Genomic DNA, 14,148 nt, shown 5'->3' with positions numbered 1-14,148 from the left:
TGCGCAGTCTGGAAGATGATAGTTGGCCGGCAGTAGTCAGCCTGGCCGGCAAAGCCGGCGCTGTCGCGCCACGGCGGCAGCGCCCTGGCTTATTCTGGCGACAGCGTCTCGTTCACCAGGCTCAGCCAGTGCAAGGTCGAGTCGTCGCCCGCGGGCAGCGCCGCTTCGGTCGCGGCCTGCTTGACGGCCGCATCGTAAGCCTCGCGGCTGACACGCCTGGAAGCGCGCTGCCTGATGCGCAGGCTCCATTCGTCGCCATAGTCGACGATGTTGTCAAACGCCGCACGCAGCTTGGGATCGTCCGTGATGTTTTCGGCGAGGCGGCGCCAGAGATTGCCCTGGTTCCAGCGCATGAAGCGCATGTAGGCGGTGTTCCATTTGCCAAACCGCAGCGGCAGATCGCGCCACAGGCGGCGGCTGCCTGAAATCCACAAGACGGCATCGATGAACAGGCGATTGTCGCGGCCCCTGGCGCCGGCATCGCCCTCTTTTCCGCGCAGCATGGGCTCCAGCTTCTCCCATTGCTCGTCTTTCAACTTTACATACGATGCAGTAGCAGTATTTTGTTTTTTCCCCGAGAAAACCGTATTCTCGGCATGGCCCCGATTGATTCCGTAGATGCTCGACATGGCTGCTCACTTCTGTTCGGTCGCGATATTAGGACTTCCAACTCCCCTACCTTGCTTGCCCCGCAAGGACGCAAAAAAGGGCCATTCCGGCCCAAAATAATTTGTAACAGCCGCACCGGGTGCGGCAGCGGGCAATCACGTGCGCTGCTTCAGCAATGCCGCATTCTGGCCTTGGATATTTTTCTGACAACGGAAACAAACCCAGCGCCGGACTTTATTGCGCATGACAAAATCGCCCTCGCCTGCCGCTACCTGGCCCTGATGATGCGAGCAAAAACGCCTGCCGGTCGCCTCGGCAGCGGCCTGGGTCAGCAACGAAAGCCGGTCCGATCTATCCATATAGGCAGTCACGCTCGACTCCTTTCTCTCAATTCCAAAAAATACGGCACCCGGCTCACGCCTGGCCATTCGCTTGCAAGTGGCATCGGCGCCGATGTTGTCGACGCTGATGCCCGCTTTCACTAGGGATGCCCATCCAGAAAGGAAAAAGGGCCATGTCCCGGCCCGATTATTTGTAACTGTCTGCGACAGGAAATACCGACGTGACGCCAGCATCGATCAACGATCGATCGCACCCCGGGCAAAAAAACATTTATCCGGTTTGGCCTCTTTTGTATTTTCGCGGGGCAACCTGAATAAGGACTGTTGATAAAACCGCTATGAAAGGTTTTGCAATCGACGACCGAGTGCTCGCTTCTAAACTATCAATCGGGAGTTTTGCGTATGGGCGGTTACAGAGAATGGCCGGATTCGCGGCGGTATGTCTTGCTTGACGGCGCCGGGCCGGCAGCCGAAATGAATGCTTCTTTTCATATTCGGAGACAGAGATGAGCGGCGCCAATCAAGCGCAAGGCAAGCTGGCGATGATGACCTTGGCCGCGCTGCTGCTTGCGGGCTGCGGCGACGGCAGCAGTTCGGCGCCGGCCGCCAGCTCAGAGAGTGCGCAGAATCAAAGCATGGCAGCGGCAAAAAATCCGCCTGCGGCCGCCACCGTATCCGGCAGGATCACCTACGATTTCGTGCCGGCAGTGGCCAGCAAGGACAGCCAGGGCCAATGGCTGGCCAAGCTTGACTACGCCAAGACCGTGCAAAAGCCGGCGCGCAATGTGATGGTCGAACTGATCAACGATAAAAGCAGCAAGGTATTGCTGTCGACCGAAACCGACGCCCATGGCAACTACCGCTTCCAGGCCCCGCTCGACACCGCGGTTCACGTGCGCGCCAAGGCGCAGATGCTGCGCACTGCCGGCAAGGTCGCCGGGCCGAGCTGGAATTTCGCGGTGCGCGACAACTCATCGGACGGCTACGGTGTCACGGTCGACGGCGCCGCCTTGTTTGCAATGGATGGCGCCAGCTTCAACAGCGGCAGGAAAGCCAGCATCCACGACCTCAATGCGGCCTCCGGCTGGGATGCGGCGACAGCGAGCTACGCCCATCCGCGCAGCGCCGGGCCGTTCGCCATTCTCGACACGGTCTACAGCGCCAGCCACAAGGTGCTGGAAGCCGACAAGAACCTGAGCTTCCCGCCTTTGAATATATTCTGGAGTCCGGGCAGCGATGACGGCACCTTCTTCAACGGCGCCGGCGACAAGGCCATACGCGGGCTGCATATTCTCGGCCACGAAGATGTCGACACCGACGAGTACGATGCCGGCGTCATTGCGCACGAATGGGGACACTATTTCCAGGCCAGCTTCTCGCGCGACGACAGCACCGGCGGCCCGCACAGCAGCGCCAACCTGCTCGACATACGGCTGGCGTTCAGCGAGGGCTGGGGCAATGCGTTTTCCAGCATGGCGCGCAACGATCCGATGTATGTAGACACCCAGGGCGAGCAACAGGGCAAGGTCGGCGTGGTGTTCAAGGTCGACCAGATCCCGGACGATGCCGCCAAAGCCTGGTTCGGCGAAGTCGCGGTGCAGTCCCTGCTGTACCGCCTGCACCAGTCGCCCGATATCGGCTTCCTGCCGATCTACCAGGCCATGGCGGCGCAAAAGAAATCGTCCGCCTTCACCAGCCTGTTTTCCTTCGCCGCCGCGCTGCGCGGCAATGTCGATGCCGCCGGCCAGGCCACGCTCGACAATCTGCTGGCGGAAATCAACACCGTCAACAAGGATCAGCTCGACATGTTCGGCCTCAGGCAAGCCGATCTGCCGCCGGCCGTGATCGCTGCCAACAAGGGATTTGTGCTGCCGGTGTATACCGCGCTGGAAGCCGGCGTCAAATCAAAGACCGGCACGGTCGGCAAGGATGCGACGGTATGCACCACCAGCGCCTACGGCAAGAACAACAAGCTGGGCGTTTATCGCTACCTGCGCTTCAGCCTGCCGCAGAAAGGCAAGCACACGGTGCGCATCAGCGCCGACGGCGGCCTGTATCCGTCCTTCCAGCTGTACAGCAAAGGCCAGCCGATCGCGGGCAATATGGTGAAAGATCCGAATCTCGGCGGCGCCTACGATGTCGATTATGACTTGCCGGCGCAGGATGATTATGTCGCCACCATCAACGCCGCCGCCAATAGCGGCTGCTTCAAGATCCTGCTTGCACAGGTCAACACCGGAGAAATGCAATGACTGTCCTCATGAAAAACAGCCTGCTGGCGCTGACTGTGCTGGCTTGCGGCATGCAGCTTGGCATCGCCAAGCCCCTGCCGGAGATCGCGCAAAAACCGGCGGGCGCCCGCCATGGCGAAAAAGTCAGCGCGCCGGTCACCGTCGAGCTGACGTCCGGCAGCGCAACCAGCAAGAACGCCACCCTGCCGATCCTGCTGCAATTCACTACCGACCAGCCGAATACCCCGCTGCATGTGGAATACCGCGGCAATGCCGGCTTGACCGTGGTCACGCTGGGCAGCGCCAACCTGGTCAGCAATCAGGATGGCGTGGCCACCGATACACCCAACGTCCGTGCCGCGGCCGACGGCGTCTACGAGCTGAATGTGTTCGTCACGCTGGGCGACCGCACCAAGGCGGTGTCGCTGCCGGTCACTGTCGGCAACGCCAGGGCGGTCCGCAAGATGGCCGGCAAGGCGCTGCGCACGCCGCAGGGTGAGAACCTGACAGTCATGCCGGCGCAGGAAAAAGTGCGCTAGGCGCTGCTGCCGGTGCGGGGAGCCGGTAAATTTTTATCGGCCCCCTGCTGCCGCCAGGCGCTGCGCTTGCCAACGTCAGAAATTATAACGGCCGGTTAACACGAACACCCTGCCCGGCTCAAAGCCGATGCCTTCCTGCAGATTGGCGAAGCTGCCGTACAGGCGGCGGTTGAGCAGATTGCGAGCGCCGAGGGTGAGCGACCAGCGCCTGGTGGCGTAACGCAGGTTGCCGTCGAGCGAAACCTGGCCGCCGATATGGTCGCCGCTGTTGCTGGGATAGCCGGTGCGGGCAGTCGCCCCCACGCCGTAGCCCCAGCCGCGCCAGGCTGGCGTCTGCAGGTCGTAGCTGCTCCAGAAGCTGGCCTGGTGGCGCGCAATCAGCGAAGGCTCGACCACAAAGCCGGCCGGCTGCGCATAGCTAAAGTCGGTGTAGCTGTAGGAGGCGACGAGATTCCAGCCTGGCAGCGGACTGCCGGCCAGGTCGAACTCCATGCCGCGGCTGATGGTGGGCGGCAGCAGCCCGGTGTACAGATTGCCGTCGGCATCGTAGGCAAAACCGTAGAGCACATTTGCATGGGACGCCCGGAACACCGAAGTCGTCAGTATCAGGCGTTCATCCAGAAAATTCAGCTTGACGCCCGCTTCCAGCGATTTACCGTCTGTCGGCGGCAGGTTGTACAGGCCGGGCGGGCCGCCGCCGTAGCGGATGCCCGACGGCTGCGCCTGCAGCACAAAACTTTTTTGCCGGTTGGCGTACAGCGTGACGTGATCGTTCAACTGGTAGGACAGCCCGATATTGTAGACCGGCTTGCTCTGCGGATGCAGCGACGTGACTTCCGCCGTTTGCGGGTCGGTGGCGTGCGACCAGGCGCGGGTATAGCCGAGATTGGCCAGGAAACGCCAGCGCCGCCAGCTCAGCTGGTCCTGCAAAAACCAGTTGTTATAGTTCAGCGTCACCGCCGGGCCGAACGGCGTCAGATTGGTTGCCGGCACGTCCGGCAGGCTGCTGCGGGACAGCGTCGCCATCATGGGCGGGCCGATTTCCGCCATCGGCACCGCCCGCCAGCTATAGCTGAGCGCCACGCCTGCCAGCACCGTATGCTTGACCTGCCCGCTATGAAAAGTGCCGTGCACGCTGTTTTCCAGATTCCAGCCATAGGCGCTCGATTCCAGCGCCTGCGTCTGGCAATCCCGCAATCCGGCATCGGCTGCCGCGCTTTGCACGCAGTTATATGAACGCGACGACAAGCGCGTCCGCATATAGTTGCCCTTGCTTTGCCAGCCCCAGCTGCTGCCCATCTTCTGCTGTACGTCATAGCTGGCGCCGACGCTGGTGCTCAGCAAGCCGTCGTCCACCACGCCGATCGGGCCAAGGCCGCCGTTGGCCTGCTGGTTGCGCTGGTAACTGATGCCGGCCACGGCCACGGTGCCGTCGCGGCGATAGCCCAGCGACGGCGCGAAATAGACGTCCCGTGCACTGTCGTAGCGGTCGATCGCATCCGAGTCGCGGCTGCCGGACAGGATCACCCTGTGCGTCCAGGCCTGGTCGTCCGAGAGCGCGCCGGCCAGGTCGAGCGCATAGCGCTGGTGCCCCTGGGTTCCCGCCTCCACCGTCAGTTCCCGCACCGGCTCGGCCTGCGGCCGTTTGGTGATGATGTTGACCAGCCCGCCGGGCTCCATGTCGCCGTTGGCGACGATCGAATCGGCGCCCTTGATGACTTCTATCCTGTCGATCGCCGCCAGCGGCGTATGCAGCGGCGAACTGGCGTTGTCGATGCGGGATGCGCCTTGCTCCAGGCCGTTGATGCGGGTCGGCGCCAGGAACCCGCGGATATACACCGTGGTATCGACGCCGAGGTTATAGATATTGACGCCGCTGACGTCGTGCAAGGCATCCAGCACCGATTGCGACTGCTGGCTGGCCAGCGCCTCTTGCGTCACCACCTGCACCGATTGCGGAATCTGGGAAAGCGGCGTGCTGGTGCGGGTGGCGCTACTGCTGCTGACGGCTGCAAAACCCTGTACGGCCGCGCCATCGGGCGGCGGAAAGACAATCATCTCCATCAGCAGCGCATCGTCCCTGGCGCCGGCTGCCGCTGCCTGCACATCGGCCGCCTGCAGTGGACGCTGCGCCGACGGTGCCGACGCCTGGCGCCGCAGTGCATAACCGCCCTCGGCTTTGGCAACGGCTTCCAGCCCGGTGCCGCTCAGCAGACGCACGAGAGCATCGGCCACGGCATGCGTTCCATTCAGGCCGGGGCTGACCTTATCCAGCACCAGCGCCGGATCATAGGCAAGCGAAATGCCGGCCCGTGCGGCAAAGACCGCCAGCACCTGGTTCAACTTGCCTGCGTTTATTGCGTAATTTTTTGCCTGCTGCGCCGCTTGGGCACATGCCAGCTGAGGAGCGCCGAAGCCCGCCGACGCCAGGCACCAGCAGGCCATGTGTACGCGCATGGCCACAGAAAGCGGCCGCGATGTATCAAAAATCCGTCGCCGAGAATTTTGTAGAACCATACGAATTGCTTTCTCGGTTAGCTATCAGAAGCGCCTGCCCGGCAAACTCCATCGCATAAAATCGCAGGAAAAAAGAGCTTGCTCTGTCAGGTCAAACCACACCACATCAAATTTCAAATCCGGCTGCATTGGGAATATATCGGAAGATACGCGCTGCCTGCTAGGCTTTGGTCACCGTCACCCAATAGCGGCTTATTTTTTCTACGCGCACCGGCAATACCTTGCTGAGCAAATACAGCACCTGGTCCGTGTCGTTCAGCTGGAATGCTCCCGACACGAGCTGATCGGCTACCGCCGGATCGCACACTAGACGGCCATGACGATAGCGCGCCAGCTCGTCGATGAAATCGGCAAGCCGCATTTTCTCGGCAACCAGCACGCCTTGCGACCACAGCGCCAGCGTGCCGTCGGCCTTCTGCACCGGCTCTACGCCTTTGGCAGTAAATACGCATTGCTGGCCAGCCTTCAGCAGCACCGCCTTGCCCTCCGATTTTTGCGGAACAACTTCGACGGCGCCCTCGAACACCGCCACATGACTGCGCATGCCCTCCTGCCGGACATCGAAACGGGTACCCAGCGCACGCAGCATGCCGTGCCGGGTCTGCACCAGGAACGGCCGCGCCGGGACAAGCTGGTCGCGTCCGCTGCTGACCAGCAACTCGCCGGTGTACAACCGCACCAGCCGCTTGGACGCATCGAATTTGACGTCGACCGAACTGGCCGTGTTCAGCATCAGCCGGGAACCGTCCGACAACGCAACATCGCGCTGTTCGCCGGTGCCGGTCTGATACTCGGCAGTCCACTCCTCCCACGGCATCCTGGTCGCCAGCCACGCTACCGGGGCCGCTGTCAGCAGCAGCGACAGGGCTTTCAGCGCCGTACGCCGCTGCTGGTACGACACCGGGCGATCGAGCACCGGCATGCCAAGCTCGGCCGGGATATCGCTGAATGCACTATTGATTTTTTGCGCGCACAGCCAGGCGCGCTGATGTTCGGGGCTGCGCGAACGCCAGCGCTGCCAGGCTTGCTGGTCGGCTTCGGTCGCCTCGCCGCCGTGCAAGGTCATCAGCCAGGTTGCGGCTTCGCGGATGATCGCGGGATTGATTGGCGTGTCGTTCATGGCAGGGAAAACATCAGGCATTGTTCGAAACCCAGCACCACGTGGCGCTTGACGGTGCGCACTGAAATGTCCAGGCGCTCGGCAATCTCGGCATAGGTCAGGCCTTCCAGCTGCGACAGCAGGAAAGTGCTGCGCGCCTTGGCCGGCAGCCGGTCCAGCATGGCATCGATTTCAAACAAGGTCTCAAGCAGCATCGCACGATATTCCTGCGACGGCGCCAGTGCTTCAGGCACTAACGCCAGCGTTTCCAGATAGGTGCGCTCCAGGGCATCGCGCCGATGGGCATTGGCGACCAGGCCCTTGGCGATGACGGTCAGGTAGGCGCGCGGCTCCTCGATCACCTCGATCGCCGACTTCAGCAGCACGCGCACGAACGTATCCTGGGCAATATCCGCGGCGTGGTCGATATTACCTAGACGCCGACGCAACCATCCTAGCAACCAGTTATGGTGTTCAACATATAAGGACTGTATCGATGTAGCCTCAACCTTGGGCATAAGCGGCTCTCCTATGTGGCTCTTTTGCGGCACTTTTCGGCATATGACTGGCAGCTTTCCTCATGGGATGCGCGCTCTGCCAACCGCTGGCAGGGCTAAGCTTAAAATCAGGGATACCGGCAATTGCGTAAAAACAGCTTGGCTTTTTTCAGTACTGACGCTCCTGCGACGCCTCTTTGCAAAACCAACACATTGCAAAAAAAACGCGTACTGAATTTTAGCTCTACTTAATTCAAGACCAAAATGTAGGGCTAATTTACGCTGGCCGTCAACAAGACAAAAGGGGCGAAGCAACATAATCCTCACTAAACATTTAATTATTTGAACATTTGCTTGGCTTGCTGTTAACAAGTCTGCAAACCGCGGCGACAATTGTTACCCGGCCGCGCACTCGCCATTTGACATTCAGACAGACAGGGTTGTCTATGGGACGGCGCGATGAACACAACGGGGTAATGAAGCAAGCCGCTTCACTTCACGAACAGAAGCAATATCGAGGCCAAGCGCGGCTGATTTCTGCCGGATTCCCTTATCGTAAAAAACGTATATAGATAGAACAAAAAAATCTATAGAAAGATACGTTCTTTTCTTTTTTCGTCGCGCGCGCTGGCCAGTAGCGCCGGCGCCATAGGCGCGTCGGCCAAAATGACGCTGCGAACGGCGCGACACGCAAACAAAGCGGATGGAATTCATTTGACAAGTTTTGGCGGCAATTGCCAAAACGCCCCAATTTGGTGCTCGACACATACCATGGAGTGGGCATGGTCCAAGCCTGTGCCTCTGCGAGAAGCAGATGAGGTCTCGGCAGGATTTTGATGGGCGGGAACGATGGGCGGGAACAACGGCGTTCGCTTGTTCCAGGGGCAATCGACCAGGACTGGATGATTGAGAATTTCATAAAACGCGACAAACCGCAACCGGGTTTTCGTCGCGTTTAACCCACTTAGCGGGCTACAGAGCGCATACCTCGTCGCTAGAAAAAACCATGAATGCGCGCTGTCTTTCTCCGAATCCGTCATGTGGGGTCAGAGTAATTTACGACGATACTGCCGTCGTAAAAAACTCCGCCCCCAGATGACTCTGTCAGCGCAGCGCCAGGTCTGTCAAATGCGATGCATGAATTTTGACACTTCGATAGTGCCTATCTGCCGCCCCTGGCGTCGTCGTCGAGGCTCCTGAGGAACTGCATTTTCTCGGCAATCTTGGCTTCCACGCCGCGCGGCACCGGCCGGTACCAGCCGGGATCTTCGATGCCGTCCGGAAGGTAGGTTTCTCCTGCCGCGTAGGCATGCGGTTCGTCGTGCGCATAGCGGTACTCGTGGCCGTAGCCGAGTTCCTTCATCAGCTTGGTCGGCGCATTGCGCAGATGCACCGGCACTTCGCGCGACTTGTCCTTGCGCACAAATGCCATGGCCTGGTTGAAAGCGTTGTAGCCGGCGTTGCTCTTGGCGGCGATCGCCAGGTAGATGACCGCCTGCCCCAGCGCCAGCTCGCCTTCCGGCGAACCCAGCCGCTCGAAGGTGGCGGCGGCGTCGGTGGCGATCTGCATCGCGCGCGGATCGGCCAGGCCGATATCTTCCCAGGCCATGCGGATGATCCGCCGCGACAGGTACTTGGGATCGGCGCCGCCGTCCAGCATGCGGCACAGCCAGTACAGCGCGCCATCCGGGCTGGAGCCGCGCACCGATTTATGCAGGGCGGAAATCTGGTCGTAGAAATTATCGCCGCCCTTGTCGAAACGGCGCGCATTCAAGGTCAGCGCATTTTGCAGGAACTCGCTGGTGACCTGGGTCACGCCGGAAGCCTTGATGGCGCTGCCGCTCTGCTCCAGCAAATTGAGCAATCGACGCGCATCGCCGTCGGCATAGCCGATCAGGGTGTCTACCGCCGCGTCGTCGAACTGCAGGTGCGACAGCACGCGCTGCTGCGCGCGCTTCAGCAGCTGCTTCAGTTCGTCGTCGGTGAGCGCCTGCAGCACATACACTTGCGCTCGCGACAGCAGAGCCGAATTGACTTCAAACGAAGGATTTTCGGTGGTCGCGCCAATGAAAGTCACCAAGCCCGATTCTGCATACGGCAGCAAGGCATCTTGCTGCGATTTGTTGAAGCGATGAATTTCATCGACGAACAGGATGGTGTGCTTGCCCTGGGCCAGGTACTGCTGCGCCTGCTCCATCGCCGCGCGGATATCCTTGACGCCGGAAAACACTGCCGACAGCGGGATGAATTCGCAGTCGAAGGCATTCGCAGTCAAACGCGCCAGCGTGGTCTTGCCGACCCCCGGCGGCCCCCACAGGATCATGGAATGCGGCCGCCCCGATTCAAACGCCAGCCGCAGCGGCTTGCCCTCCCCCAGCAAATGGCTCTGCCCAATCACTTCGTCCAGAGTCGCCGGACGCAGGGCTTCGGCCAATGGCGGAGTGGGTGCTACTGTAAAGAGATCGGACATGAAGATGGTTCTGTGAAAATGTGCTCTGTTTGAAAAATGAAATCAGATGATGCATGGGCAGAATCCCGCCGATCCGTCGTAGCGCCGTTGCCGGCGCAAAAACCGCAATTGTGAGAGAATCCCACTCGATTTTGACGCCAACGCCAGCATTTCGCGCTGGCCTAAACCAGCCGCCAACCCGGATCCGCACTATCATGCCCTTTGTCGTCACCGATTCCTGCATCCAGTGCAAGTACACCGACTGCGTCGAAGTCTGTCCCATGGACTGCTTCCGGCAAGGACCGAACTTCCTGGTGATCGTGTCCGACAACTGCATCGACTGCTCGATGTGCGTGCCGGAATGTCCGGTCGGCGCGATCTATAACGAAATCGACTTACCCGACGAGCAACGCCATTTCATCGAAATCAACGCCCGTTTGGCAACTCACCCCGACTGGAAGCCGATCACCCGCTCACAAGCGCCATTGCCCGACCACGAAGCCTGGCGCGAAGTCGCCAATAAGCTGGAATTCCTGAAGCTGGCGTAACGTGGGCGCAAATGCCTGCCCACCCTACTCAATTCAATTACTGATTCAAAACGTCCGCGCCCTTGGGCACCACAAACTTGAACTGCCCGGCCGACAAAGGCGGATTCTTGACGAAATTCTTGAAGGTCAGCAGCGACACCTGGCCAAACGAATCGCGCAGTTCCATCGCCTGCGGTATGCCGTCGCGCAAGCCGATGCCGATATGGTCGAAAGTCGTGTCCTTGGCTTTCGGCGTCGCTTCCAGCCACTCCATGCCGTCCTTGGCCTGGCCTTCTTTCAGGACAAAATTCTTTTCCAGGTCGTTGCTGCCGAACAGGATCGCCGCCGGCGACGAGCCGAGCGCGTTGCCCAGGCTCTTGGTGGTGACCTGGTTCAGGTCCTTGTCGTAGATGAACAGCTTGTCGCCATCAGCCTGCAGGATCTGCTCGTACGGCTTTTGATAGGTCCAGATGAACTTGCCCGGCCGCGCGAAAACGAAGATGCCGCTGGAGGTGCTGGAAACCTTCGGCGTCTTGCTGCCGGCATCGATTTTCACCAGCTGCTGGTAGAACTCGCCCTTGGCCGACTGCGTGCTGCTGACGAAGGACTTGAACTGCTCCAGCGCGCTGGCGCCGGCCAGCGAAGGCAGCAGCGCCATGCTCAGCGACAGGCCGATAATCAGGCGTCCCGATTTGATCCTGGCAAACATATTGTTCCTGGGTGCGCCGATCAGGCTGGCGGTAATTTTCTTTTGCATATTCCTACTCCGTATTGCTGCTGTTGCCATTACCCGCCGGCACCAGGATTTCCCGGTTGCCGTTGGATTGCATGGTTGAGACCAGGCCGCTGGTTTCCATCTGCTCCAGCAAGCGCGCCGCACGGTTGTAGCCGATGCGCAGATGGCGCTGTACCAGAGAAATCGAAGCCCGCCGGTTCTTGAGCACCACCGCCACCGCCTGGTCGTAAAGTTCGTCGCCTTCGGTGCCGCCGGTGGCTGCGCCGCCGACAGCGCCGTCGCCGCCGTCTTCCAGCACGCCGCCTTCCAGTATGCCTTCGATGTAATTCGGCTCGCCCTGTTCCTTCAGGTAATCGACCACCCGGTGCACTTCTTCATCCGAGACAAAGGCGCCGTGGACGCGGATCGGCAAGCCGGTGCCGGGCGGCATGTACAGCATGTCGCCCATGCCCAGCAGCGCCTCCGCTCCCATCTGGTCGAGAATCGTGCGCGAGTCGATCTTGCTGCTGACCTGGAACGCAATGCGGGTCGGCACGTTGGCCTTGATCAGGCCGGTGATCACATCTACAGATGGGCGCTGTGTCGCCAGAATCAAGTGGATGCCGGCGGCGCGCGCTTTCTGGGCGATGCGGGCGATCAGTTCTTCCACCTTCTTGCCGACCACCATCATGAGGTCGGCCAGCTCGTCGATGATGACCACGATGGTCGGCAGCTTCTCCAGCGGTTCCGGCGCGTCCGGCGTCAGGCTGAACGGATTCGGAATTTTCTCTTCGCGCTTGTCGGCGTCGATGATCTTCTGGTTGTAGCCGGCCAGGTTGCGCACGCCCAGCTTCGACATCAGCTTGTAGCGGCGCTCCATCTCGTTCACTGCCCAGTTGAGCGCATGGCCGGCCTGGCGCATGTCGGTCACCACCGGCGCCAGCAGATGCGGGATGCCTTCGTAGATCGACAGTTCCAGCATTTTCGGATCGATCAGGATCAGGCGCACCTGGTTCGGGTCGGATTTGTACAGCAAGGAAAGGATGGTGGCGTTGATCCCCACCGACTTGCCCGAACCGGTAGTGCCGGCCACCAGCAAGTGCGGCATCTTGGCCAGGTCGGCCACCACCGGATGGCCGGCGATATCCTTGCCGAGCGCAATGGTGAGGCTGGAGACGCCGTCGTTATACACCTTGGAGCCGAGAATCTCGGTCAGGCGCACAATCTGCCGTTTCGGATTCGGCAGTTCCAGGCCCATGTACATCTTGCCCGGGATGACTTCGACCACGCGGATCGAGGTCAGCGACAGCGAACGCGCCAGGTCGCGCGCCAGGCCGACGATCTGGCTGCCCTTGACGCCGGTCGCCGGCTCGATTTCATAACGCGTGATCACCGGCCCCGGATGCGCCGCCACCACCGTCACCTGGACGCCGAAATCGGAGAGCTTCTTCTCGATCAGGCGGCTGGTGAATTCCAGCGTTTCGACGCTGACGGTCTGCTGCGCCGGCGGCGCTTCATCCAGCAGCGACAAAGGCGGCAGGTTGGTGTCAGGCAGGTCTTCAAACAGCGCGCTCTGCTTTTCCTTCTGCACCCGCTCGGATTTCGGCACCGCGACGATCTGCGGCTCGATGCGGATCGGCGGCGCCACCACGATCTTGGCGCGCTCCTGCACCACCACCTCTTCGCGCTTGACGGCGGCGACCTGGCCGACCTTGCGGTCCTGGCGCGCGATGTAGAAATTCTTCAGCCACAGCAAGCCATTTTCGATGCCGGCGCCGATGCGCTCCGCCAGCGTCAGCCAGGACATATGGAAAAACAGGCTGATGCCGAGCGCAAACAGCAGCAGCAGGAACAAGGTGCCGCCGGTGAAGCCGAGCGCATTCTGCGCGCCGCTGCCGATCAGCTGGCCCAGCACGCCGCCCGGGGCGCGCGGCAGCTGTACGTGGGCCGCCAGCCATTGCATGCGGGTGTATTCGAGGCCCAGGCTGCCGACCAGGATCAGGACAAAGCCGGCGCCGCGGATCAAGCCTTCCTGGCTGTGTTCCGGCTCGGCGTTTTTCTCCACCACGAAGCGCTGCGAAATACGCCGGTAGCCCTGCCACAGGGTGCGCAGCAGCAGCGCGCACCACCACCAGGCGGAGGCGCCGAAGACGAACAGCATCAGGTCGGACACCCAGGCGCCGACACGGCCGCCCCAGTTATGCATGCGCGGCACCAGAGCGCCATGCGACCAGCCGGGATCGGACTTGGAATAGGTGGCGAAAATGATGAGCAGATAGGCCGTGATGACCGCATAGATGATCCAGCGCGCTTCATACAACAGCCGCACCAGACGGCTTGGCAAAGGCGCCGCGTCCTGCGGTTTGGCATTGCGGGTATAGGCTTGGCTTGTTCTAGTCATAAATCCGGTTGATGTTGCTTTAGTGTTGCGTCTTGAAAATGGTTTAAGACCTTGCATCTCGCATAAGTTCCATGGATAAACCCTGGCTCAATCATGCATGGCAAGTTGAAATTATGCACCCAATACCTATATATATAACCAGTGTTTGATGTTTCCAGTTGCAACATGCGTAAAAAACAAGCCTGGCGCGCGCGAATTTTGATGCGCCGCACACGTACAGCGG

11 protein-coding genes are annotated in these 14,148 nt (G+C 60.7%); 3 read left to right on the top strand and 8 right to left on the bottom strand.

Annotation, left to right across the window (positions count from 1 at the left end):
* Positions 1-89: 89 nt before the first annotated feature.
* Together AC07V8_RS17205 and AC07V8_RS17200 are read right to left on the bottom strand one after the other, a co-directional pair.
* Complete coding sequence (locus AC07V8_RS17205) at positions 90-629, bottom strand: transposase (protein ID WP_494680182.1); 540 nt, start codon at positions 627-629, stop codon at positions 90-92.
* Positions 630-764: 135 nt separating this feature from the next.
* A complete protein-coding gene (locus AC07V8_RS17200; RefSeq protein ID WP_494680181.1) occupies positions 765-1,091 on the bottom strand; it encodes a hypothetical protein in 327 nt (108 codons plus the stop codon).
* Positions 1,092-1,456: 365 nt separating this feature from the next.
* Here AC07V8_RS17200 and AC07V8_RS17195 point away from each other — a divergent pair, with 365 nt between their 5' ends.
* Together AC07V8_RS17195 and AC07V8_RS17190 are read left to right on the top strand one after the other, a co-directional pair.
* Positions 1,457-3,202: a hypothetical protein gene (locus tag AC07V8_RS17195; RefSeq protein WP_494680180.1), complete on the top strand. Its 1,746-nt coding sequence runs from the start codon at positions 1,457-1,459 to the stop codon at positions 3,200-3,202.
* On the top strand, positions 3,199-3,720 hold the full coding sequence (locus tag AC07V8_RS17190) for a hypothetical protein (protein WP_494680179.1): 522 nt from the start codon (positions 3,199-3,201) through the stop codon (positions 3,718-3,720). Before AC07V8_RS17195 ends, AC07V8_RS17190 begins: the two co-directional genes overlap by 4 nt.
* Positions 3,721-3,795: 75 nt before the next feature.
* Here AC07V8_RS17190 and AC07V8_RS17185 read toward each other — a convergent pair whose 3' ends face one another.
* The 4 genes from AC07V8_RS17185 to AC07V8_RS17170 all read right to left on the bottom strand — a co-directional run bounded on the left by AC07V8_RS17185 (position 3,796) and on the right by AC07V8_RS17170 (position 10,303).
* Positions 3,796-6,165: a TonB-dependent siderophore receptor gene (locus tag AC07V8_RS17185; protein WP_494680178.1), complete on the bottom strand. Its 2,370-nt coding sequence runs from the start codon at positions 6,163-6,165 to the stop codon at positions 3,796-3,798.
* A gap of 232 nt (positions 6,166-6,397) precedes the next feature.
* Complete coding sequence (locus AC07V8_RS17180; RefSeq protein ID WP_494680177.1) at positions 6,398-7,357, bottom strand: FecR domain-containing protein; 960 nt, start codon at positions 7,355-7,357, stop codon at positions 6,398-6,400.
* The gene (locus tag AC07V8_RS17175) at positions 7,354-7,854 is read right to left on the bottom strand and encodes a sigma-70 family RNA polymerase sigma factor (RefSeq protein ID WP_494680176.1); all 501 of its coding nucleotides are present in this window, start codon (positions 7,852-7,854) and stop codon (positions 7,354-7,356) included. Before AC07V8_RS17175 ends, AC07V8_RS17180 begins: the two co-directional genes overlap by 4 nt.
* Before the next feature lie 1,141 nt (positions 7,855-8,995).
* The gene (locus tag AC07V8_RS17170) at positions 8,996-10,303 is read right to left on the bottom strand and encodes a replication-associated recombination protein A (RefSeq protein WP_494680175.1); all 1,308 of its coding nucleotides are present in this window, start codon (positions 10,301-10,303) and stop codon (positions 8,996-8,998) included.
* Positions 10,304-10,497: 194 nt separating this feature from the next.
* Here AC07V8_RS17170 and fdxA point away from each other — a divergent pair, with 194 nt between their 5' ends.
* On the top strand, positions 10,498-10,830 hold the full coding sequence (gene fdxA, locus AC07V8_RS17165) for a ferredoxin FdxA (RefSeq protein ID WP_494680174.1): 333 nt from the start codon (positions 10,498-10,500) through the stop codon (positions 10,828-10,830).
* 37 nt (positions 10,831-10,867) lie between these two features.
* Here the strand turns inward: fdxA and lolA are convergent, their stop codons facing one another.
* A complete protein-coding gene (lolA, locus tag AC07V8_RS17160) occupies positions 10,868-11,518 on the bottom strand; it encodes an outer membrane lipoprotein chaperone LolA (protein ID WP_211474847.1) in 651 nt (216 codons plus the stop codon).
* 52 nt (positions 11,519-11,570) lie between these two features.
* On the bottom strand, positions 11,571-13,925 hold the full coding sequence (locus AC07V8_RS17155) for a DNA translocase FtsK (RefSeq protein ID WP_494680173.1): 2,355 nt from the start codon (positions 13,923-13,925) through the stop codon (positions 11,571-11,573).
* Between the last annotated feature and the right edge of the window lie 223 nt (positions 13,926-14,148).

This window comes from Collimonas sp. GW821-FHT02H07 (genome assembly GCF_059421505.1).
This window is presented reverse-complemented; position numbering and strand designations above follow the sequence as displayed.

Bases quoted from the DNA above. Each gene is read 5' to 3' on its own strand.
- AC07V8_RS17205 (WP_494680182.1), bottom strand. From the start codon at position 629: ATGTCGAGCATCTACGGAATCAATCGGGGCCATGCCGAGAATACGGTT.
- AC07V8_RS17195 (WP_494680180.1), top strand. From the start codon at position 1,457: ATGAGCGGCGCCAATCAAGCGCAAGGCAAGCTGGCGATGATGACCTTG.
- AC07V8_RS17190 (WP_494680179.1), top strand. From the start codon at position 3,199: ATGACTGTCCTCATGAAAAACAGCCTGCTGGCGCTGACTGTGCTGGCT.
- AC07V8_RS17185 (WP_494680178.1), bottom strand. From the start codon at position 6,165: ATGGCCTGCTGGTGCCTGGCGTCGGCGGGCTTCGGCGCTCCTCAGCTG.
- AC07V8_RS17180 (WP_494680177.1), bottom strand. From the start codon at position 7,357: ATGAACGACACGCCAATCAATCCCGCGATCATCCGCGAAGCCGCAACC.
- AC07V8_RS17175 (WP_494680176.1), bottom strand. From the start codon at position 7,854: ATGCCCAAGGTTGAGGCTACATCGATACAGTCCTTATATGTTGAACAC.
- AC07V8_RS17170 (WP_494680175.1), bottom strand. From the start codon at position 10,303: ATGTCCGATCTCTTTACAGTAGCACCCACTCCGCCATTGGCCGAAGCC.
- fdxA (WP_494680174.1), top strand. From the start codon at position 10,498: ATGCCCTTTGTCGTCACCGATTCCTGCATCCAGTGCAAGTACACCGAC.
- lolA (WP_211474847.1), bottom strand. From the start codon at position 11,518: ATGTTTGCCAGGATCAAATCGGGACGCCTGATTATCGGCCTGTCGCTG.
- AC07V8_RS17155 (WP_494680173.1), bottom strand. From the start codon at position 13,925: ATGACTAGAACAAGCCAAGCCTATACCCGCAATGCCAAACCGCAGGAC.